17 protein-coding genes and 1 tRNA gene are annotated in these 21,440 nt (G+C 36.4%); 6 read left to right on the forward strand and 12 right to left on the reverse strand.

Going from position 1 to position 21,440, the window contains the following annotated elements; genetic code table 11:
- Positions 1-11 precede the first annotated feature (11 nt).
- Entirely contained in the window at positions 12-2,036 is a 2,025-nt protein-coding gene (locus tag SBO79_RS04395) for a T9SS type A sorting domain-containing protein (protein WP_318642327.1), read from the reverse strand.
- A gap of 181 nt (positions 2,037-2,217) precedes the next feature.
- Here SBO79_RS04395 and SBO79_RS04400 point away from each other — a divergent pair, with 181 nt between their 5' ends.
- On the forward strand, positions 2,218-4,911 hold the full coding sequence (locus SBO79_RS04400; RefSeq protein WP_318642328.1) for a zinc-dependent metalloprotease family protein: 2,694 nt from the start codon (positions 2,218-2,220) through the stop codon (positions 4,909-4,911).
- 77 nt (positions 4,912-4,988) lie between these two features.
- Here SBO79_RS04400 and SBO79_RS04405 read toward each other — a convergent pair whose 3' ends face one another.
- From SBO79_RS04405 to SBO79_RS04420, 4 genes are all read right to left on the reverse strand, one after another.
- Positions 4,989-5,501: a hypothetical protein gene (locus SBO79_RS04405; RefSeq protein ID WP_318642330.1), complete on the reverse strand. Its 513-nt coding sequence runs from the start codon at positions 5,499-5,501 to the stop codon at positions 4,989-4,991.
- A gap of 46 nt (positions 5,502-5,547) precedes the next feature.
- Positions 5,548-6,114: an aminoacyl-tRNA hydrolase gene (pth, locus tag SBO79_RS04410; RefSeq protein ID WP_318642331.1), complete on the reverse strand. Its 567-nt coding sequence runs from the start codon at positions 6,112-6,114 to the stop codon at positions 5,548-5,550.
- Between the two features lie 344 nt (positions 6,115-6,458).
- Positions 6,459-7,070, reverse strand: coding sequence for a 50S ribosomal protein L25/general stress protein Ctc (locus SBO79_RS04415; protein WP_318642333.1), 612 nt, complete (start codon positions 7,068-7,070; stop codon positions 6,459-6,461).
- Between the two features lie 29 nt (positions 7,071-7,099).
- A complete protein-coding gene (locus SBO79_RS04420) occupies positions 7,100-8,041 on the reverse strand; it encodes a ribose-phosphate pyrophosphokinase (RefSeq protein WP_318643431.1) in 942 nt (313 codons plus the stop codon).
- Positions 8,042-8,312: 271 nt separating this feature from the next.
- On the opposite strand from SBO79_RS04420, the gene SBO79_RS04425 reads away from it, so the two are divergent.
- Positions 8,313-8,392, forward strand: a tRNA-Leu gene (locus SBO79_RS04425).
- 262 nt (positions 8,393-8,654) lie between these two features.
- Here the strand turns inward: SBO79_RS04425 and SBO79_RS04430 are convergent.
- The 4 genes from SBO79_RS04430 to SBO79_RS04445 all read right to left on the reverse strand — a co-directional run bounded on the left by SBO79_RS04430 (position 8,655) and on the right by SBO79_RS04445 (position 14,659).
- A complete protein-coding gene (locus tag SBO79_RS04430) occupies positions 8,655-9,662 on the reverse strand; it encodes a virulence RhuM family protein (RefSeq protein WP_318642335.1) in 1,008 nt (335 codons plus the stop codon).
- A gap of 184 nt (positions 9,663-9,846) precedes the next feature.
- Positions 9,847-10,404 carry a hypothetical protein gene (locus tag SBO79_RS04435; RefSeq protein WP_318642337.1) on the reverse strand — a complete coding sequence of 186 codons (558 nt, stop codon included), beginning with the start codon at positions 10,402-10,404 and terminating at the stop codon, positions 9,847-9,849.
- 159 nt (positions 10,405-10,563) lie between these two features.
- A complete protein-coding gene (asnS, locus tag SBO79_RS04440) occupies positions 10,564-11,997 on the reverse strand; it encodes an asparagine--tRNA ligase (RefSeq protein WP_318642339.1) in 1,434 nt (477 codons plus the stop codon).
- Between the two features lie 229 nt (positions 11,998-12,226).
- A complete protein-coding gene (locus SBO79_RS04445; protein WP_318642341.1) occupies positions 12,227-14,659 on the reverse strand; it encodes an efflux RND transporter permease subunit in 2,433 nt (810 codons plus the stop codon).
- Between the two features lie 182 nt (positions 14,660-14,841).
- On the opposite strand from SBO79_RS04445, the gene SBO79_RS04450 reads away from it, so the two are divergent.
- From SBO79_RS04450 to SBO79_RS04460, 3 genes are all read left to right on the forward strand, one after another.
- Entirely contained in the window at positions 14,842-15,090 is a 249-nt protein-coding gene (locus SBO79_RS04450; protein ID WP_318642342.1) for a hypothetical protein, read from the forward strand.
- 110 nt (positions 15,091-15,200) lie between these two features.
- Positions 15,201-15,602, forward strand: coding sequence for a ribonuclease E inhibitor RraB (locus SBO79_RS04455; protein ID WP_318642344.1), 402 nt, complete (start codon positions 15,201-15,203; stop codon positions 15,600-15,602).
- A 106-nt stretch (positions 15,603-15,708) separates the two neighbouring features.
- Positions 15,709-16,038: a DMT family transporter gene (locus tag SBO79_RS04460; protein WP_318642347.1), complete on the forward strand. Its 330-nt coding sequence runs from the start codon at positions 15,709-15,711 to the stop codon at positions 16,036-16,038.
- Here the strand turns inward: SBO79_RS04460 and SBO79_RS04465 are convergent.
- The 3 genes from SBO79_RS04465 to pyrH all read right to left on the reverse strand — a co-directional run bounded on the left by SBO79_RS04465 (position 16,035) and on the right by pyrH (position 19,936).
- Positions 16,035-18,515, reverse strand: coding sequence for a DUF5686 family protein (locus SBO79_RS04465; protein WP_318642349.1), 2,481 nt, complete (start codon positions 18,513-18,515; stop codon positions 16,035-16,037). The two genes, SBO79_RS04460 and SBO79_RS04465, sit on opposite strands and share 4 nt — an antisense overlap.
- Before the next feature lie 102 nt (positions 18,516-18,617).
- Positions 18,618-19,181: a ribosome recycling factor gene (frr, locus tag SBO79_RS04470; RefSeq protein WP_318642351.1), complete on the reverse strand. Its 564-nt coding sequence runs from the start codon at positions 19,179-19,181 to the stop codon at positions 18,618-18,620.
- 47 nt (positions 19,182-19,228) lie between these two features.
- Complete coding sequence (gene pyrH, locus SBO79_RS04475) at positions 19,229-19,936, reverse strand: UMP kinase (protein WP_318642353.1); 708 nt, start codon at positions 19,934-19,936, stop codon at positions 19,229-19,231.
- 363 nt (positions 19,937-20,299) lie between these two features.
- Between pyrH and SBO79_RS04480 the strand changes: the two genes are divergently transcribed.
- Positions 20,300-21,325: a glycosyltransferase family 9 protein gene (locus SBO79_RS04480; protein WP_318642355.1), complete on the forward strand. Its 1,026-nt coding sequence runs from the start codon at positions 20,300-20,302 to the stop codon at positions 21,323-21,325.
- The last annotated feature ends 115 nt before the right edge of the window (positions 21,326-21,440 follow it).

Raw genomic sequence — 21,440 nt, forward strand, 5'->3', positions numbered from 1 at the left:
ATGTCAGAAAGTTATTCTTTGATAAAACGCAATGTTTTAGTTGCAGTACCTTTTGATAATTTAATAAAATAAACTCCCGTAGAAAGTGCACTTGTATTAATTGTCAAATCTGAATTTGATGTAATTTTCTGTGAAGAAATTTGCTGTCCAATAGTGTTGTAAATACTATAGTTATCTGGAGTCTCAGTAGAATGAGAGACAGAAATTGTCATCGTATTTCTAGTTGGATTAGGATATAGTTGAATAGTATTTGCAGCATCAAAACTATTTGTACCTAATGCTTCTGCAGTTGCAAAAACTTTAGTTTGCTTGTTTCCAAATTGTCCACCAGCAGCTATCGTCTGTCCGGTCAGAGTTTTAATATTGTAATAGCCTGATCCAATAAGTCCATCACCGTATGAGTCGTTAATGGTAAAAACGTAACAACCATCAGCAGGCAAAGTCCACTCTTCTGTTAATAACGGTGGATTATTTTGATTTGTCCATGGTCCGCCACTGTAAAGGATAGTACCTGCAGCATTTTTTAAATTCCAAGTAGTTTCTGACGCGTAATTATCACGTTTTAAGTTAAACTGAACTTTATTTACTTCGTAAGCGATTGGACTTGTAGGTAGTAAATAGATTCCTTCGGATGTATTATTTGTAATTCTTTGATCAGTTGTACCATTTACTGTTGTAATTGTAGCATTTACTACTCCTGAATCTGTTGCTTCAAATGGTAATGATACCATTGTAGAGTTTGTTGGAGCGATATTTCCTGTAAAGGTAAAAGTTTGTGGAGCACCGTTATTAAAAGTGTAAGTAATTACCGCCGATGTAATTGGCGATGTTCCAACATTTGTAATATAAGCTTTTACAGCAACTGGCGCAACTTCGCAGCTAGCAACAGCAGTACAAGATTCGTCTAACTTCAACTTAGCGTCAGTTGCAAATAAAGCAATTGGCTGATCTTTAGTCGAAGTCTTCAAAGTCATTCTTCTTACCGAATTGTTCATAACAGCAACCATTCTCGCTTTTTGATCTTGTGTAAAGATGTTCATACAAGTATCATTTGTATAGTCCATATAATTTTGAACCATTTCAACTCCAGTCCCGTCGCAATCTGCAATGTTAGGATTACAGTTGTAATTTGCGGTGTGAGCAGTCGGCGTGTCAGCGCAGTAGTCATTACCACAAGCTGAATCTCCCCAAATATGTCTAAGACCTAACCAGTGACCTACTTCATGTGTCATCGTACGACCTTTGTCATAAGGGGCACTCATTATAAATGTTCCGTCGTTAAAATCTGAACTTCCAAAAGTAGCATAATTACTTACCACTCCGTCAGAATTTGCTGGGCCACCATTTGCTTGCATACCTGGTAAGCCAGATCCTGATGGAAACTGTGCGTATCCTAAAAGAGATGCATCACTAAAATTTACAGACCACATATTAAGGTACTGCATCGGATCCCAAATTGTGGTAGGTTTTACTATAGTATTAATTTCTGTTGTGCTCCAAGATTCTTGACAAAGATTTACGTGGTTTACACCGTTGGTTGGATTTCCATCTGGATCTGATTTTGCAAGAGCAAACTGAATCATAGTATCCGCGCCAGCAGGGTGTGAATTTGCACCACGTGTACCAGCCATTTTGCGATAATCGTTGTTCATTGCAGTTATTTGCGATAGCACTTGAGAGTCTGTAATATTAGGAGCAACACCTACTGCTTGTCCACTGTGAATAACATGAACTACAACTGGAATAGTAATGATGCCCGCATTTTCAGATCTGTAAACAGGATCAGTTTTGTATCTATCTACATAAGGAGCGATCCATGCTTCAAACTGAGCATCATTCATACGTGAAGAATCAGAATCTTGTAAGTGTTTTTCGTATTCATTTGTGATACATCTCACAAAACCATTTTCAGGATTTATGCTTTCTGGCGCTAATGTTTTTCCAAAAGCAGTTGGTGCTTTCTGAGCTTGAGTGCTTCCAAAGGTAAACATGGCAGCTACTAGAAGAACGTGAAATAGGGTATTAGTTCGTTTCATTTTAAAAAATTTTGGCATAAAAATAGGTCTTTTTTACCTTATAGCTAAATTTAAATCATAATTAACATTATTAAGTTTTTCGAAACTTAAAAAAACTTCTGCTGATTTTAGGGCAACAGTGGTTAATAATCGCTAAATTTAAAACCTTAAAAATAAACTATCAATCCTTAAATATAGAACTATGAAAAACAAATTACTTTTAACGTGTATAGCTTTGTTAACCTTCTTTGCAGGGTTCGCGCAACAGCTTTGGCGCCCCACAACACAACAGCGTCTGCAAGGAATGGAAAAAATGGAAAGATCTTCAATGGTTTATACAACCACTTTTTTTAATTTGAATTTGGAACAGATGAAACAAAAACTTCAAGTTGCTCCAGCCCGAAATTCTGGAATTACTTCCAATGTTATCATTGACTTTCCAGATGCCAACGGAAAATTGAAGCAATTTAAAATTTACGAGGCATCAGTAATGCACCCTATACTTGCGGCAAAGTATAGTGATTTGCAGACATATGTAGGACAAGGAATAACAAATCCTAACGAGGTTATCCGGATTTCTACCACTTTATTTGGTTTTCATGCAATGACTTTTACAGATCAAGGGATTGAATATATTGATCCATATACCAAAGATTTGCAAAGTTATATTGTGTACAGAAAGCAGGATGTAAGCTCTAATATTACCAGAGAATGTCTTGTAGAAAACACTCTATCAGAAGCAGAAATGATTACTATCGCAGATAATAACAAAATAAGTGATAGTAAATTTAGAACTTATCGTCTAGCTATGGCATGTACCATCGAGTACGCGGCATTTCACGTCAATGCTGCGGGAGTCAATGCAGGTACATTGCAACAAAAAAAAGCAGCTGTACTCTCTGCAATGGTCGTGTCGATGGAACGTATTAATGGTGTATATGAGCGTGAATTGTCTCTGGAAATGCAACTTGTTCCAAACAATGACGAAATAATATTTATTACTTCTGATAACTTTAATAATAACAATGCTCAGGTTTTAATAAACCAAAGTCAAACCGTTATTGATGGAATTATTGGTTCTGCAAATTACGACATCGGACACACTGTAAGCACAGGCGGCGGCGGATTGGCTCAAAAGCCGAGTGTTTGTACAACGTCAAAAGCAAGAGGGATTACTGGATCATCTGCGCCGGTAGGAGATCCATTTGATATAGATTATGTTGCGCATGAAATGGGACATCAATTTGGTGCTGATCACACTTTTAATGGTATTGGTGGATCGTGCTCTTCAGGTACTAGATCGCCAGGATTTGCAGTGGAGCCAGGTAGTGGAAGTACCATCATGGCATATGCAGGAATTTGCGCCCCAGTGAATGTTCAAAATAATAGTGACGCCTATTTTCATGCAGTTAGTTTAACGCAAATGGTTAATCACATCAATAATGGTGGAAACTGTGCAGCAGAAATTTCTAATGGCAATTTACCGCCAGTAGTAAATGCAGGAGCTAATTACACAATTCCAAACGGAACTGCTTTCGTGCTGAAAGGTACCGCAAGCGATACCAACAATGCTACTCTTACGTACGCTTGGGAGCAAACTAATAATAATATTTCAACTCAACCACCAGTTTCTACAGCTACCGGCGGCCCTAATTTTAGATCTATCGCCCCTTCGCTTTCTGGAAATAGATACATGCCGCGTATGCAAGATGTCTTGGCTAATAATTTATCTCCTGTATGGGAAGTAGTTCCTACAGTGGCTAGAACAATGAATTTTGCATTGACGGTACGAGATAACGAAGCGCAAAATGGAGGGCAAACTGCTCGTGATAACATGAGTGTAATATTTTCGGCAGTTGGACCTTTTAAAGTTACTTCTCACAATACTGCGCAACTGGTATTGCCTTCCAACTCAGCACAGACGATTACTTGGGATGTTGCTGGAACAACAGAAAACAACATTAATACAAGTATGGTAAACATTTTACTATCTACAGATAACGGAGAAACATTTACGACAATTTTGGCCGAAAACACTCCGAATGATGGGTCGGAATCTGTAACTCTTCCAAATATTACTGCTCCAAATTGCAGGATTATGGTGCAAGCTGTAGGGAATATCTACTATGCGTTAAATGAAAGCAATATTGCAATTGGCCCATATACGTACGAACAAGTTGATATATGTAATGACTATGTAGTAGAAGGACCTATATTAGTTGAAGAAAATGATGTTTCATATTCAGGCTTTGTAATTAATGTGCCAGATAGCTTCATTATATCAGATGTAAATATTAATCCGGTATTTACGCATCCTAATGTTGGAGAATTATATTTCGGAATTAGACCAGCAGCTCAAACTAGTGGGTTGATAAGAATGGCATCTGGTTCATGTGCCGGAAATGCTAATATGGATTTTGTGTTTGATAGTCAAGGTCAAAATATTGATTGTTCTAATACAACTAGTGGAGCTCCAACAAAACCTCAAGACACCTTTAACGTAATGAATGGGCAACAGGCTAATGGCGATTGGCTTTTCTTTATGACCGACGTTATGATTGATGGTGATGCTGGAACTTTAGATCAAGTAACTTTAACTTTATGTTCGACTACCACAGCGCCTGTATTAAAAACTGAAGACTTTGGATTGAATAATTTCACGATTTATCCAAATCCAAATTCAGGAGCGTTTACTGTATCATTGAATTCTGATAGTGGCGAATTAGTTTCTGTTAATGTGCACGATATCCAAGGTAGACAGATTTTAACCAAGCAGATTGCTAATACAGGAAATGTCAGCGAAGTTATCACATTGCCTAACGTTCAAGCCGGAATTTACCTTGTAACAGTTCAGGATGGAAATAAAAAAGAAGTGAAAAGAGTTATTGTTCAATAATTCTCAAGTTCTCTAAAATGAGAAAAGCGGTATCAATTTTTTGATACCGCTTTTTTTATGTCTTGTAATTTAAATCTCTATTCTACTGTCGCATTAAAACTTGTAATGATTTGAGGAACTCCAGCAACATCAAACTTTAAAGCTACTGCGGTTTTTTTTCCATCTTTAGAAATTGATAAATTGTGATCTTTCACCATAAAATAACCGGTGTTTTCGCGGCTGAAAAGGAAACGTCCAAAAAGCATATTCATCTGATTAGGATCTTTTTCTGAGATAGCTTGAAATTCCGAATCGGTTTCAAAAACAATTTCTTCTCTGTATCCTGCATCTTGAAGCATGGTGTCTTTTACTATTCGGTTGTATTCGTATTTAATGACATTACGATTTGGATTGTCGATTATTTTATAATAGAGATTGCCAAATTGGTCCTTCTCTACTAAAATTGATTTGCTTTTAAAAACTTCAACGGTACATTGTCCATCCTTAGGACAAGTACTTGTAACCGAAACTGAATTTTTCTCTATGACTTTTTGACTTTGGCAAGCAGTCAATAATCCAACTGCAATTAATATAAAAAGATTTTTTTTCATTTTGTATAATTTTGAGGATGGAATAAAGGTAAGAGAAATTCTAATTCTATTTACCATTAAAAGAAGTCATTGCAATTTCGATACCGCTCAAGGCGAAAGTTTTTACGATTTCGGCACTTACTTCGTATCGCTCTTTGAGAGCTGTTTTTTCTTCCTCTGACCATTCTCCTAATACGTAGTCTACTTGTTGTCCTTTTTTAAATGCATCGCTAATTCCGAATCTGAATCGTGGATAGACTGAGCCTCCAAGGGTCTGCTGAATACTTTTGAGTCCATTGTGGCCGCCATCGCTACCTTTCGGTTTAATACGGATTGTACCAAACGATAAGTTGAGGTCGTCTGTGATAATCAGTAAATTTTCTAAAGGAATATTTTCTTTCTCCATCCAATAGGCTACCGCTTTTCCGCTGAGGTTCATAAAAGTGTTAGGCTTCAACAACAATATTTGTCTTCCTTTAACGCTGAATTTTGCAAGAGCACCAAGTCTGACAGTTTCAAAAGATGTGTTTTCTTGAGATGCAATATAGTCTACGATTTTGAATCCTATATTATGACGTGTATTTACGTAATCGGCACCGATGTTTCCGAGGCCGACAATTAAAAATTTCTTCATGGGTATTTCTGTAGTTTCCGCTTTAGGTTTTGTCCAAATTTTTGAAAGCCATTGTATCATAGTTGCAAAAATAAGCTAATCTTAATAATTGTAGTTTAAATTTATCTGGAAATGGTTCTGGAATCTATTTCGAAATTTAACTGGAGGCGGAGTGTTGCAGCTTATTATTGTTGATTAAAGGAATAATGTCGTTGCCTAGCCCCGATAGCAGTGGCATCCTCCGGTGAAGCCGGAGATATAACGGATAGCGGGAGGAATCTTGAATTAAAACCAAAGTGCTCTGCTCCAAAATAAAAAAAGCACCAGTAAAATACTGATGCTTTGATTTATGGAGCTGAAAAATATTATTTTTTCTTTCCTTTTGCAGGAGTTGCTTTTGCTGCTTTTGCTGCTTCTTGAGCTGCTTTCATAGCCGCACGAGAGATTCTTACTTGTGCAACAACAGTGTTGTCTGGGTGCAGAAGTTTGTAATTATCTGACGCTAATTTGGTAACGTAAAGTTTGTTACCCATTTGAAGCTCAGAAATATTTGCTTCTATAACATCTGGAAGATTTTTTGGAAGTGCTTTAACTTTCAATTTTCGAGTATTCAATGTAAGAATACCACCACCTAATACACCTGGAGAAGTTCCTGTAATTTTTACTGGGATCTCGATAGTTACTTCCTTGTCATCAAATAACTGGAAGAAATCTACGTGTAGAATTTGGTCTGAAACAGGATGTACCTGTAAATCTTGCAATACTGCCTCATATTTGTTTTCACCTAAATCAATTGCAACTGTATGCGCATTTGGTGTGTAAATCAAATTTCTGAATGCCGCAACCTCTGCTGAGAAGTGCACAGTTTGATTTCCTCCGTATAATACGCAAGGAACCAATCCAGCATTACGTAAGGCTTTAGTTGCTACTTTGCCCACGCTTTCTCTTTCTGATCCTTTAATTGTAATCGCTTTCATTGTAAAAAAATATAATAATTAATAATATGTTACATTAGGAATTTTCCGCTGATAGAATTGTTGTGCTGAACCATTTGCATAACTTCGGCAAATAATGGCGCACAGCTTACTACGCGAATTTTTGGTGTTGATTTGCGCAACGGAATTGAATCTGTTACGATCAACTCGGTTAACTTTGAGTTTTCGATTTTCTCGTAAGCATCGCCCGATAATAGGGGATGTGTACAAATTGCACGAACGCTTAAAGCACCTTTTTCTATCATCAAGTCGGCAGCTTTTGCAAGCGTACCACCTGTATCAATCATATCGTCTACAAGAATCACGTTGCGACCTTTTACATCTCCGATAAGTTCCATTGTATCGATGATATTGGCAACTTTACGTTGTTTGTAGCAGATTACTACATCTGATTCTAGGAATTTTGAGTATGCGTAAGCTCTTTTTGAACCTCCCATATCTGGTGAGGCAATTGTTAGATTCTCAAGATTTAGACTCTTTACATAAGGCAAAAAGATTGTAGACGCAAAAAGATGATCTACTGGTTTCTCAAAGAATCCTTGTATTTGGTCTGCGTGCAGATCCATGGTCATTACACGAGTTGCTCCAGCTGCTTGCAGCAAATTTGCTACGAGTTTTGCTCCAATTGGCACACGTGGTTTGTCTTTACGATCCTGACGAGCCCAACCAAAATATGGTATTACCGCAGTAATATGTCTGGCTGATGCACGTTTTGCAGCGTCAATCATTAGGAGTAATTCCATCAAATTGTCTGCATTAGGAAACGTAGAGCATACTATAAAAACACGTAACCCTCGGATAGACTCTTCGTAAGAAGGCTGGAATTCACCATCACTATAAACGGAGAAAGTTACTTTACCTAGTGGAATGCCGTATTCTTGGGCAATCTTTTCTGCTAGATATACACTTTTCGAACAGGCAAAAATCTTTGCTTCTGGCTCTTGGTGTTGCATTTTCATTTAATTTTTTGTTCCGATATGCTTTGCGGTTTGTCTTATTAAATAAGTTTACGGCTATAAACGTCTCGGGTGTAGTTAGTTGTTGTTGTGTTTTTTGTAACGAGGTGCAAATTTAGGGATTATATTGTTGAGGTACGATTAAATTTTTAGTTTTTTTTGTTGATATAGAATAATATTTATTTACATTTGCACACTGCTAAGAGGAAATGATGTTTTAGGAGATTTTATAAAAATCTTTTAGTCATTTATCAACTCTAAAATTTCTGCCCGGATGGCGGAATTGGTAGACGCGCTGGTCTCAAACACCAGTAGGAAACTGTGCCGGTTCGATCCCGGCTCCGGGTACTGGAAAACCTCTTAATTGTAAAATTAAGAGGTTTTTGCTTTTAATATGGCTTACAGTTTACGGTTTACAGTTAACAGTTTTCTAAGATTGTGTGACATTAGAGAAGAGTTGACGGTTTACGATGTACAGTTAACAGTTTTCTCTAATACTTAAAACTTTATTTATTAGGGTTCTTGAACTGTTGGGAATTTCCTGACGGTTGAAATTAAGTTATTATTTAGTAGGCTAAAAGCTAAAAGCTAAAAGCTGACAGCTAAAAATTCACTCTTTTCCTTGATTCATATCTCTCAACAATTTATCAAAGTCCGAAATAATCTTTTGAGTTTTATTAAAAGTATCATATTCGCCTGACGCTTTAGCCACAGCTTGTAAATGGGAGATTTTTCCAAGTCCTTCTAAAACTTCGTATTCATTAAAGCTCAGAAATTTATTGACGCTTTCGGCTAAAGTTATCATTGTAAAAGTATTCTTGCGTTCTATCAGATTTTCGATATAATCAAAATAGCCTGATACGGTGCGCTCCAATTGCTTAATTTCCTTTTCTTCCAAATAATTTTTAGCAATTTCAGTGTCGGATTTCAGAATTCTGCCTTCTGGCGAATTTTTCCAAGTACTTAATCCCATATTTGGAGATTGACTGTTTGCTTTTTTGTAAATTATCTCTGCTGCTGTATTGCCCGTGATTGCGAAGTGAAATTTATTCTGAACGGTTGCGTAAAACTTTTTTGTTACCTCCGCTTTCGGATCATAATCGATGCTACATTCCGCAAAAATGTCTGTAATTTGCTGGTATATTCTACGTTCACTAGTACGGATAGAGCGAACTCTATCCAGAAGCTCTCGAAAGTAATCTTTGCCGAAAGTAGTTGTTCCTTGCTTTAAGCGCTCGTCATTCATCACAAAGCCTTTAATGATGTATTCTTTCAAAGTTTGCGTAGCCCAGATTCGGAATTGTACAGCTTTTATTGAATTAACTCTGTATCCTACCGATATTATAGCATCGAGATTGTAATGTTTTGTTTTGTAATTTTTACCGTCAGCGGCAGTTGCCGAGAAAACCTCGGTAACTGAATTTTCCTGCAATTCATTGATTTCAAAAATGTTTTTTAGATGTAATGAAATATTATCTGTAGAACATTCGAAAAGTAATGCCATAAATTTCTGCGATAGCCAAACTGTTTCATCTCGCAATAAAACGTCAAGTCGAACTACACCATCAGGGGCAGTATATAAAACAAAACTTTTCTCATTTGGAATTAAATCACTCATAATAGAAGGTTTAGGATGCAACTTAATGCAATTTACTATTTTTAAAGCACTCAGTTAATATTTTTTACAAATCAAATTCGACTTGCGTGAAATGTCTATTTATCAAATGTCGGATCGGAATTACGCTGTTTTCAAGATGAGAATAACTTTATCTAATTTTGAAGTTTACTTTGTTCAAATATTACTATAATACTCTTTTCTTCTTATCGCCATCGATCTTTATCATCAAAAACACAACTGCGCCGAGAGCCGCTCCAATTGATATTATAGAATCTATTCCTGTCAATTGTGCAATGAATATTGAAGGTGTTCCGCCAATTAGTCCTCCTATTACAGCCCAGCCTACATATTTTAGATTTTTGCTTTTTGTTGATTTTAAATTTTCAGAATTTTCAAGTAGGAAATCAAAATTTGACTCACAAACATATTTCTGGTAATTGGCAATAAATGTTTCCCAGAGTTCTTCATCTTTGGTTGTCGGCATTTGGCCCGCTGCATTAATATTAAAAATCGCTTTAACTTCTTTTCCATTAATGTCAATTTCAATTTCAGATTTCCATTTTAATGGATTAAACGTCCACATATTTGAAGCAATGGACCCACGTTCAAATCGTATCTTTTTCTCGGTCGAATTGCTGACGATCTGTTTAAAACCGGATTTCGTAAAATATTCGAGTGTCTTTTTATTCAGGTCGAAATCTTCAGAAACTGTGAATTCTAATTTCTTTAATATTAATGCCATTTTCTTTGTGTCGTTCTTATTTAATAATTTGGTATCACTAAGACCACATAGCGACTACCCACCAGCCAAGAAGCTAAAGCTGATAGCTGACAGCTTACAGCTAAAAAAAAATCCCAACTTCTCAGTCAGGATCTCTTTTAAAATATATATATCGTAGAATTAAAACTCTGCATTCCCAGGAGTTCTTGGGAAAGGAATTACATCGCGAATATTTGACATACCCGTAACAAATAACACCAATCTCTCGAATCCTAGTCCAAATCCAGAGTGAACAGCACTACCAAAACGACGTGTGTCAAGGTACCAATTCAGTTCTTCTTTGTCGATTCCTAATGCATCCATTTTTTCTACTAGTACATCATAACGCTCTTCACGCTGTGATCCGCCAACCATTTCTCCAATTTGTGGAAACAAAACGTCCATGGCGCGCACCGTTTTTCCATCCTCGTTCAAGCGCATATAAAAAGCCTTGATATTTGCAGGATAATCAAACAAAATTACAGGACATTTAAAGTGCTTTTCTACAAGGTAACGCTCGTGCTCACTTTGCAAATCTGCTCCCCATTCGTCAATAGGATATTTGAATTTCTTGTTTTTATTTGGTTTGCAATTGCGTAAAATGTCAATCGCTTCGGTATAAGAAACACGTTTGAAATTGTTTTCAAGAACAAAATTAAGTTTTTCTAGAAGTGCCAATTCACTACGTTCCGCTTGAGGTTTTGCTTTTTCTTCGTCCAGAAGTCTGGTTTCTAAAAACTTTAAATCATCCGCACATTTCTCCATTGTATAACGAATTACGTACTGAATAAAATCTTCGGCAAGATCCATATTGTCGTCAAGATCATTAAAAGCAACTTCAGGCTCAATCATCCAAAATTCTGCCAAGTGACGAGAAGTGTTCGAGTTTTCAGCACGGAAAGTTGGTCCAAAAGTATAAATCTGACCCAATGCCATTGCAAAGGTTTCACCTTCTAGCTGTCCTGAAACAGTTAAATTGGTTTCTTTTCCAAAAAAGTCTTCGCTATAATCTACTTTTCCATCTTCAGTTCGTGGCGTATTGTCAAAAGGAAGTGCAGTAACTTTAAACATTTCTCCAGCACCTTCAGCATCAGATCCGGTAATAATTGGTGTATTTACGTACACAAATCCTTTTTCTTGAAAATATTGATGCACTGCAAAAGACAATACAGAACGCACTCTCATAATCGCACCAAAAGCATTTGTACGTACACGAAGGTGTGCATTCTCTCTCAAAAATTCTAAAGAGTGTTTTTTAGGCTGCATTGGGAATTTATCCGGATCAGAATCTCCTAAAATTTCAAGGTGTTTTACTTTAATTTCAAACTTTTGTCCGGCACCTTGACTTTCTACAAGATCTCCTGTAACTGCAATGGCAGCGCCAGTTGTGATGCGTTTTAAAGTTTCATCAGGCGTATTTTCAAAGTCAACTACACACTGAATATTGTGCAAAGTAGAGCCGTCATTAAGCGCGATAAATTGATTATTTCTAAAAGTTCTTACCCAACCTTTCGCCTTTACTTCGTGCAAAGAACGTGTGCTATTAAGTAAATCTTTGACTTTTGTATGTTTCATTTTCTAATTTTTTGTAGCGTGAAATAGTGGATTTCAACCCAAATTTTAGGTCAAAATCTCTGCAAAGATAATTCTTTTGTTTTAAAGATTTACGTCAAGTGTTTGTGGTTTTTTTGGAGCTTTCTGCTTCGCCAGTTCGCTTCGCTCGGGTTCCGCTGATGCTGTATCCCCGATAGCTATCGGGGGATGCCGTTCCCATCGGGGCTAGGGCAGTAGTTTTCAGTAGTAATTAATTCTTTGATTCTTGCTCTCTCGATTCCATTTCGTCAATTTCCTCGTCAGATTCTCCAAGGACATCTATATAAGGAGTGCCAAATTCCTGTTCGTTCGCCAATGTTTTGTTCAAGGTTAAAACCAAAGAAGGTAAGAGCATCAAGTTTGATAATAGCCCAAAAATCAGGGTTAAAGCGACAAGTCCTCCAAGCGCTTTTGTTCCTCCAAAATCTGATAATAAGAAAACTAGAAACCCGAAGAACAATACAATCGAAGTATAAAACATACTCAAACTAGCTTCTCTATAAGCAGAAAATACAGATTGTCTGATTCTCCAATTATTCTTGCGAAGCTCTTCTCGATATTGTGCCAAATATCGAATTGTATCATCTACCGAAAGTCCAAAGGCAATTCCGAAAACTAAAATCGTCGACGGTTTTAAGGGTATGTCCAAGAATCCCATCAATCCTGCGGTCATCAAAAGTGGTAGTAAATTCGGAATTAGCGAAACCAAAACCATTTTGAAAGATCTAAACATAAATGCCACCAGCAAAGAAGTCAAGAACAATGCAAAGAGTAACGAAACCACTAAGTTTTTCAACAGGTAGCTTGTTCCTTTTTGGAAAACCAATGCTTTTCCAGTTACACTAACGTTATAACGATCTTCAGGAAAAAGTTGTTTGGCTCTTTCCAAAACTTCGGCTTCAATGATTGGCATCCGGCTACCATTTTCATCCTTCATAAAAGTGGTGATGCGAGCATATTGTCCAGTCGAATCAACATAACTTTTCATTACATTCTCTTTGGAATCTTTCGCAGCATTTTTGGCATAACTCAAAATAAAGTTTTGCTCCTGAGAAGTTGGTAAGTCGTAGTATTCTGGATTTCCGTTGTAGTAAGCTTGTTTTGAATATTTTATTAAATTGACAATCGAAATTGGTTTTGACAATTCGGGAATATGATTGATTGTCTCTTCCAGTTGATCCATCTTTTTCAAGGTCGAAAGTTTCATCACGCCTTTTTTGCGCTTGGTATCAATTACAATTTCCAAAGGCATCACACCGTCAAACTCCTTTTCAAAAAATACTATGTCTTCAAAAAATGGCGCTCCTTTCGGCATATCTTCAATGATACTTCCTGAGATTCGCATTTCGTAGATCCCCATTATTCCGATTATCAGAATTCCAATCGAAGATGCATACACTGCAAATCGGTGGTTTTTGATGCATCTGAGAATCCAATCTAAAAAGTTGCGAACATAATTGCGATCTAAGTGATGCAAGTGTCTTTCTTTTGGCGGAGTCATATAACTAAAGAAAATAGGAAGAGCAACGATACAGAGTGCACAAAGCAACATTATCATTAATGAAGTAACAATTCCAAACTCAATTAAGAGTCGGTTATTACTAGTAGCAAAAGTTGCAAATCCAATCGCTGTAGTAAGATTTGTCATTACAGTTGCCATACCAATTTTGGTGATAACACGCTGAATTGCTTTTACTTTATTGCGGTGGGTTTTATATTCTTGATGGTATTTGTTGGTTAAGAAAATGCAATTGGGGACTCCAATTACTATTACTAAAGTTGGCAAAAGCGCAGTCAGTACAGTTATTGGATAGTTCAAAAGTCCCAGAATTCCAAAAGACCACATTACGCCAATGAACACAATTCCAACCGTGAGCATTGTCAATTTAAAAGATCTAAAGAAAAAGAAAAACATCAGTGAGGTAATTCCCAAAGCTGCAAAAATGAAAATTCCAATTTCAGCCTTAATTGTTTCGGCATTCATCGTTCGGATGTAGGGCATTCCGGAAACTCTCAAATCAATTCCTGTCGCTGTCTCAAACTTCTCAACTTCTGGAATCAATTTCTCAATCACGAAGTCTTTTCGCGCAAGCGTATTGATAATTTCTTTGTCAAGGTAAATTGCTGATCGTACGCTTCCTGACTTTTTATTAAACAACAAACCTTCATAGAATGGAAGATCAGTAAAAAGTTCAGCTCGAATTTCTCGAAGGTAGTTGGGATCTCCAACATTAGCGCTTTCTACAAATGGAACGGTTTCAAAAGTTTGAAGTGAATCGTTTTTTTGAAGTTTCTTGAGATCATTTACCGCAATAATTAGAGAAACCTCCTTATTGGCTTTCAGATTTTTCATCATTTCACCATAAGCAGCATAAGCTTTAGGAGTAAATAATGTCGAATCTTTAACGCCAACAATGATCAAGTTTCCTTCCTCACCAAATTTGTCAAGGAAAGCATTGTACTCAACATTTACAACGTGATCCTGCGGCAGAAGGTTTGCTTCTGTGTAAGTAAATTCTATATTTTTCCATTGTAATGCAAGAAGTACAGTGATAACACCAATTCCAACAAGCATCGCAGTTCTGTTTCTTAAAACTATTCGAGCAACTGTTTGCCAGAAGCTTAATCCAAACCATTTTGTCATGTCATCGCTTTAAGTTTCAAAGATACTGAAAACACAATTATTTTCTGAATTTGTCTAGATATTTAGTCGTAAAAGTAGTTGTTTGTAAAGATTCTTGTCTAGGTAGAAAAGACCTGATAAATTTTTAGAAAGAGAGAATTTCAACATATAAGGATTTTTTAAAATTATCAAAAACTGTATCTTTGAAAGAAACGATGACTTTAGAACAACGTAAATTGGATTTTATCCAAGAAATTCTCTTACTCGAGGATTTAGAAGTTTTGAGTAATTTAGAAAAAGCAATTGAAGAATATAACATTCAAACGTTGCATTCTAACATTCAACCTATGAGTTTCGAAAAATTTCAGAATGATATCGATCAGTCTATCTCTGGTGCAGAAAATGGACGAGTAATTTCGGCAGAAGAGTTAAGGGCTAAAATCAAGAAGTGAAGTTAAAATTTAATTGAAGCAAGAAATAGAGTAAGACTAACAAATTTAAAACTGAGGATATCTAAAATACGCGAATTTTCTTGAGTTAAGGATTACTAAAAAACACACCTATGAAATCTGACTCTACAAATGGCAAATCGAAGATTAAGAAGTTCGTTAGTATAGATACTTTTCTAGACAACCGCAATATTCAAGCGCAAATGGTGCCACGCACGGTTGAACAATTGCAAAAATTTAATATTAGTTCCGAGAAAAAATCACAACTAGAATACTTTTTTTATAGTAATTCAGCGGAAAAAGCGGCGAGATTAGCAGCTGAAATGAAAAAGCTAAATTACATAGTTTATGACGAAACTCCTGCAGCAAACAAAGAACTGTTTTCAATAAATGGTTTGACAACAAAAATGCAGATGTCAGATGAAGTTTTAATTCAATGGGTAAAGGAAATGTGCGAAATTGGATATACATTTGACTGCGAGTTTGACGGGTGGGGAACTTTAATAGATCAATGATGCAAAATATTTTATGACACTGTAAAACACAGTACCATTTGATTCTAAATTTCAAATAATTTTACAACCACATCACCCCTTAAATTATAAACACTCTACAAAAACTATGAACTGGATTTTACTTATTATTGGCGGTTTCTTTGAAGTTGGATTCGCATCTTGTCTTGGTAAAGCTAACGAAACAACTGGAAGAACATCGTTTTTCTGGATGATGGGATTTTTAGTATGTCTTGCAATTAGTATGTTTTTACTTTATAAATCAACTCAAACTCTTCCAATCGGAACGGCTTATGCTGTTTGGACAGGAATTGGAGCTGTGGGAACGGTGTTGGTTGGGATATTTGTTTTCAAAGAACCAGCTACTTTTTGGAGAATATTCTTTCTGATTACTCTAATATCTTCGATTATCGGACTGAAATTTGTCTCAAGTAATTAGAATCCTAAATTGATTTGGAAACTTAGTTTGATTGCAATATTATCTTCAAATCTTGATAATTGATTGGGACCGTATCTGTAAAATGCCGTAAGTCCAAAAAAGCGCAACATCTGATTTAATTCCACGCCAGATTCAAAATATCCTTGATCTAGAGTTTTATAATCGATCCCCAAATGTTGTTCAGGTTTCTCCATATTTCCCCAAGCCGCGCGACTGACTAGCACGATGGTTGGCGAAAAAGCTCCTGCAAAAGTCGACTTCTTAAAGCCGTGCTTCAATTGAAACATCACGTACTGACTGGAGAAAAATTCATTAAAGTACATAGTTTCAAAGGCGTTCTTACCAGCAAAAGTTATACGCTGGATAATATTATCCTTATTCAAATTATTGGGAGAGTTGTTATAAAGATGGGTCAATGGAGTATCGCCATAGGCATAACCAGCTTCACTTAAGAAAGAACTTTTCTGACCATTAAGGTATTTCTTTTCGAATTCCACCCGCAAATCAATTTTCCCAAATTCAAAATCATTCTTTGCGATTTCAGGCAACGACTGGGTAAACTGAAAAGTGAATTTCGGAAATCGCTTGCCTATTTCTAATTTGCCGGAAGGCGTCTGCATAAAATCGCTGTAAGGATTCCATTGCAAAGAAACCATCGCCGTTGTCATATTATAAGAAGTATATGATTTTCCGTTGTTCAAGAAAACATAATTGAATTTCGGCTCAACTGCTGTGGTCGAAACTTGCCAAATACTTTCGGTTTTAGGCAAAATGCGATTTTCTATATACATTTTGTACATTTTGTAATTGTAAAAAGTACTGATGTTAATTGGTCTAGGATCGTAAATCTTAAAATTGCGTTTGTCAATCGCAAAGGAAGTACTTGCGATTTCCTTAACATCATCGGTATAGGAAGCGCCAAACCAGGAGTTCGAACTTTTACCAATTCTTGTTGCGGCTCCAAAATTATATTTAAAAGTTCCATCTTTCGTGCCGTACGCAGCGTAACCTTCAAATCGCAATTTCTCCGATAAATGTTCATTCGTAACGCCGCCAAGTCCCAATCGAAAGCCTTCGTAATTATTGAAACTCAATAAATGTCGTAAATCTAAATCTACCGCACCAAAGGGAATATAGCCGTTGTAAATCTTTCTGCCTAATCGCAATTTTCTCTCAATATTACTATTAATTGCCAAGCTGTCCATAGCGAGATACGTGTTTATTTCTCGCTGAGTTAAAGTGTCTTTCCGATATTCTTTCCAAAAATCTGGTGGCTGATTAATCGCTGATTCTTTAATAACCATCGATATGCTCGGACGTTTAATTTCAACAGCTTCATTAATTTCTAAATCAGAGTAAATCGTGGTCGACAATAAATAAGTAAGATCTGAAGGATCATTGCGTCGGTCGATTCCTGAAATATTATCGCTTCGGTCAAATTTCATTATACCACCCAGGAGTTTAATATCTTCTTCCTTACTTCCTTTTACAATCCGAAAAGTCGTTTTCTTAGGCCACCATAATTGCTGCTCATCGAGGAACGTAAAATCGTGAATACCGCTAATGTCGAGGACGCCGCCAATGTGCATTATAGATTTTGCAACAGCATAATTCTGACTGTCGATAAAAAGAAGTCCTTCAAGTCCCGCAGCACGACTAAGTTTTTTATTTTTGAAAAAGATTAGAAAAGTTTTTCGACCTTCAATATTCACACTGTCGAGAACTTGGTAGTAGTAATCGAGAAGAGCGTCTTTGGCTATCGGACTGTTGTATTTGGTTTCAAAGAGCGTATAACTTTCATCGTAAATAGAATATGACTGTAGATTAAATCCTAAAATTTCATAAATAGGTTTTTTCAATCCAGACATTTTTACGCCAAGAATATTTTCCTGAAAATGCTTGCCATCATACTTAAAAAGCGACGCCTTTTCAGTCTGAATCAGATCGCGATAATCGATTATTTTTTTGAATTTATAAAGAGAAGAATCGATTTTCTGTGTGCGTTTGCCAAAGAAATTTCGTTTTGTAATAGTATCAAATTCAACTTTTATCGAATCTGGATTCGCACTTACCAGAAGTTTATTATACCCTTTAAATTGATATGAATTTAGCTTCTTCGCCGGATTATTTTTATCCCGAAAAGAAATTGCCATACTTATAATTTGCTGTGCTCGAATATCTGTATGTTCATCAACATTGCTTGGAGCAAGCGATAGTACAATCTGGCTCTGATTATTCTTTACCACAAATTGTTCTTTGCTAAAGCCAATTTGAGCCGCTTCGATAATCGTAAATGGTGTGTCACTTTCTATTTCGAACAAACCGTTAATATCCGCAGTTTTATTGGACGAATTAAAGGAAATCGTCGCAAACGGAACCGCTTTTCCAGTCGCTTTATTTTTGACAATTCCGTTCAACGAAAACTGCCCTTGCATACTTAAGGTGAAAATTAGAAATAAAAAACTGAGATATTTCATTAGCAACAACTGCTGATTTTATTAGATATAAAAAGTAAAAGTCTGTCCCAGCATAATCAAAAATTATGACGGACAGACTTTTAATAAGTTTTAGAAAGTAGATTATACTTTCATTATTTCAGCTTCTTTCACTGCCAAATGCTCATCAATTTTTTTGATATAAGCATTTGTTAATGTCTGTACTTCGTCTTCTGCACTTTTGCACACGTCTTCGGAAGTTCCAGCTTTTTCAAGTTTCTTAATTTCAGTATTGGCATCTTTACGAGAATTTCTAATTCCGATTTTCGCATCTTCGGCCTCAACTTTCGCCTGTTTAGCAAGGTCACGTCTGCGTTCTTCAGTAAGCGCAGGTACGGTAATGATAATCAAATCACCATTATTCATTGGATTGAAACCAATGTTGGCAACCATAATCGCTTTCTCTATTGGATGAAGCATATTTTTTTCCCACGGCTGAATTGTAATTGTTCGCGCGTCAGGCACGTTAATATTCGCCACTTGCGAAATTTGAGTTGCAGATCCGTAATAATCTACAAATACACTTCCCAACATCGCCGGAGATGCTTTCCCCGCACGAATATTAGCAAACTCTTTTTCCAAATGTTCAATAGAACCTTCCATAGATTCCTTTGTACTGTCTAATATAAAATCAATTTCCTCGTTCATCTCTATTTTTTCAGTTTAATTCTCTAATTTCTCAGCTGCCTAAATTGTTAGACATTCACAACCGTTCCAATGTTTTCGCCTTGACAGATCTTCAGAAGATTTCCTTCTTTATTCATATCAAAGACCACAATTGGCAATTTATTTTCTAGACTCAAAGTAAAAGCTGTCGTGTCCATAACATTCAGATTTTTCTTCAAGCAATCGTCAAAACTAATCGTATCAAATTTCACTGCATCCGGAAATTTCTCTGGATCTTGATCATAAATTCCATCTACGCGAGTTCCTTTTAGGATTACATCAGCGTGAACTTCCACACCTCTAAGTACTGCCGCAGTATCCGTAGTAAAATACGGATTTCCTGTTCCAGCACCAAAGATTACGATTCTACCTTTCTCAAGGTGACGCACCGCACGACGCTTAATATAAGGTTCAGCAATCGCCTCAATTTTCAAGGCAGTTTGCAAACGAGTCAGCATTCCAGCATCTTCAAGAGCACCTTGAAGCGCCATACCATTGATAACAGTGGCAAGCATTCCCATATAATCACCTTGTACACGATCCATACCATTTGCAGCTCCAGCCAATCCGCGGAAAATATTTCCTCCTCCAATAACTATAGCAATCTGAATACCCTGCTCGTGAATTTGTTTAATTTCGGCTGCATATTCGGCCAATCTTACAGGATCAATTCCGTATTGACGGTCTCCCATTAATGCCTCACCGCTAAGTTTTAAGAGAATTCTTTTATATTTCATTATCATCAGATTAAGTTTTGCAAATATAGTGATTATCTCATTTTAGAAAATAGAGTTTCGGGAAATTATTAAAAGATTGAATAATTGAAAGATTTAAACATTCCTGTAAAGTTTTTGATTGATGTTTTTCTTTTTTTGGGCGCGTCCTTTCGCCAGAGAATTTGTACTAACATTCAGCAGTAATCTGGCTCAGGTCAGGCTGTTCGTTATATCTTTGCAGCCAGAAATTCAGTGCAAAATTTCATAATTTGAATAGGCAGCAAAGGATGCCACTGCCATCCCTCGCGCAAAACCAAAAATCGGAAAAGAAAAAAATTCTGAAAAATTAGATTAGAAGACTTTTAAATTTAAGAACTTTACCTCATGAGCATAAATTCTATTCGAAGAAAAATTACACATCTACTTACTCGAGGTCTAGGGGAGTCAGGTAAAAATTTAAACGGTACGATCGAGCAAAGCAAAATTCGTCGTGTCTTAATTTCTCGTCCAAATCATAGGTTAGGTAATACACTTCTGATTACGCCTTTAATTCAGGAAGTTCACAAAGTTTTTCCTGAAGCAAAAATCGATTTATTTCTGAAAGGAGGAGTGGGTCATATAGTTTTTCAGGAATATGACTATGTGGAAAGAGTGATTACATTACCGAAAAAACATTTTAAGGAATTGGGTAAATACATCAGTGCATGGTTTAGCCTAAAAAAAATGCAATACGATCTTGCAATTAATGTGGAACAAAGCTCTTCTTCGGGACGGATTTCACTGCAAATTGCCAATGCCAAGTTCAAGTTTTTTGGAGATGATCTGGAAGATTCCAAAAAAGATTCGGAACATATCGCTAAATATCCTGTACTGAATTTTCGGAATTATTGTACTAGTTTAGGTATAAAGGATAACAATGTTGACGTTCCTAATTTAAATCTAATGCTCACAGATCAAGAAAAGGAACTGGGTAAAACTGAATTATATCAGCTTACAAAATCTCACAAACCAACAATCTGTTTATTTACTTATGCAACTGGAGAAAAATGTTTTTCACAAGATTGGTGGACTACTTTTTACGAGCATTTACACAAAAGCTATCCACAATTTAATTTTATCGAGATTTTACCTATCGAAAATGTCTCACAAATCAACTTTAAAGCTCCCTCATTTTACAGTTCAGATATCCGACTAATGACAGCAACAATGCACAATTGCATTGCTTTTATAGGAGCAGATAGTGGGATTATGCATTTGGCTTCATCCGCACAAATTCCTGTGATTGGCTTATTTAAATCTCGTGCAGAAAAATATGGTCCTTATGGAAATTCCAGCCAAGCCATCACGATTACTGAAAACAATATGCAAGAGTGTTTATCTATTGTAGATAGTATTTTGACAAAATTGTAGGCGAATGGATTTTATCCAATTATGAGCGGCAGGTAAGCGATAGGTTGGATTAAATGACACTCCTTCTGGTGCTCGTTTTACAACGAGAGCCTACTTTCTTAATCGGCGTAAACAT

Origin of the sequence: Flavobacterium ardleyense (genome assembly GCF_033547075.1) — a bacterium.
In the GTDB taxonomy this organism is placed as follows: Bacteria; Bacteroidota; Bacteroidia; order Flavobacteriales; family Flavobacteriaceae; genus Flavobacterium; species Flavobacterium ardleyense_A.

What these genes read in the sequence shown, in the direction of transcription:
- SBO79_RS04465 (WP_318642349.1), bottom strand. Translation starts at nt 18,515, where the DNA reads ATGAAATATCTCAGTTTTTTATTTCTAATTTTCACCTTAAGTATGCAA.
- SBO79_RS04420 (WP_318643431.1), bottom strand. Translation starts at nt 8,041, where the DNA reads ATGCAACACCAAGAGCCAGAAGCAAAGATTTTTGCCTGTTCGAAAAGT.
- SBO79_RS04400 (WP_318642328.1), top strand. Translation starts at nt 2,218, where the DNA reads ATGAAAAACAAATTACTTTTAACGTGTATAGCTTTGTTAACCTTCTTT.
- pyrH (WP_318642353.1), bottom strand. Translation starts at nt 19,936, where the DNA reads ATGAAATATAAAAGAATTCTCTTAAAACTTAGCGGTGAGGCATTAATG.
- SBO79_RS04405 (WP_318642330.1), bottom strand. Translation starts at nt 5,501, where the DNA reads ATGAAAAAAAATCTTTTTATATTAATTGCAGTTGGATTATTGACTGCT.
- SBO79_RS04395 (WP_318642327.1), bottom strand. Translation starts at nt 2,036, where the DNA reads ATGAAACGAACTAATACCCTATTTCACGTTCTTCTAGTAGCTGCCATG.
- SBO79_RS04435 (WP_318642337.1), bottom strand. Translation starts at nt 10,404, where the DNA reads ATGGCATTAATATTAAAGAAATTAGAATTCACAGTTTCTGAAGATTTC.
- SBO79_RS04460 (WP_318642347.1), top strand. Translation starts at nt 15,709, where the DNA reads ATGAACTGGATTTTACTTATTATTGGCGGTTTCTTTGAAGTTGGATTC.
- SBO79_RS04445 (WP_318642341.1), bottom strand. Translation starts at nt 14,659, where the DNA reads ATGACAAAATGGTTTGGATTAAGCTTCTGGCAAACAGTTGCTCGAATA.
- SBO79_RS04455 (WP_318642344.1), top strand. Translation starts at nt 15,201, where the DNA reads ATGAAATCTGACTCTACAAATGGCAAATCGAAGATTAAGAAGTTCGTT.
- asnS (WP_318642339.1), bottom strand. Translation starts at nt 11,997, where the DNA reads ATGAAACATACAAAAGTCAAAGATTTACTTAATAGCACACGTTCTTTG.
- SBO79_RS04480 (WP_318642355.1), top strand. Translation starts at nt 20,300, where the DNA reads ATGAGCATAAATTCTATTCGAAGAAAAATTACACATCTACTTACTCGA.
- frr (WP_318642351.1), bottom strand. Translation starts at nt 19,181, where the DNA reads ATGAACGAGGAAATTGATTTTATATTAGACAGTACAAAGGAATCTATG.
- SBO79_RS04430 (WP_318642335.1), bottom strand. Translation starts at nt 9,662, where the DNA reads ATGAGTGATTTAATTCCAAATGAGAAAAGTTTTGTTTTATATACTGCC.
- pth (WP_318642331.1), bottom strand. Translation starts at nt 6,114, where the DNA reads ATGAAGAAATTTTTAATTGTCGGCCTCGGAAACATCGGTGCCGATTAC.
- SBO79_RS04415 (WP_318642333.1), bottom strand. Translation starts at nt 7,070, where the DNA reads ATGAAAGCGATTACAATTAAAGGATCAGAAAGAGAAAGCGTGGGCAAA.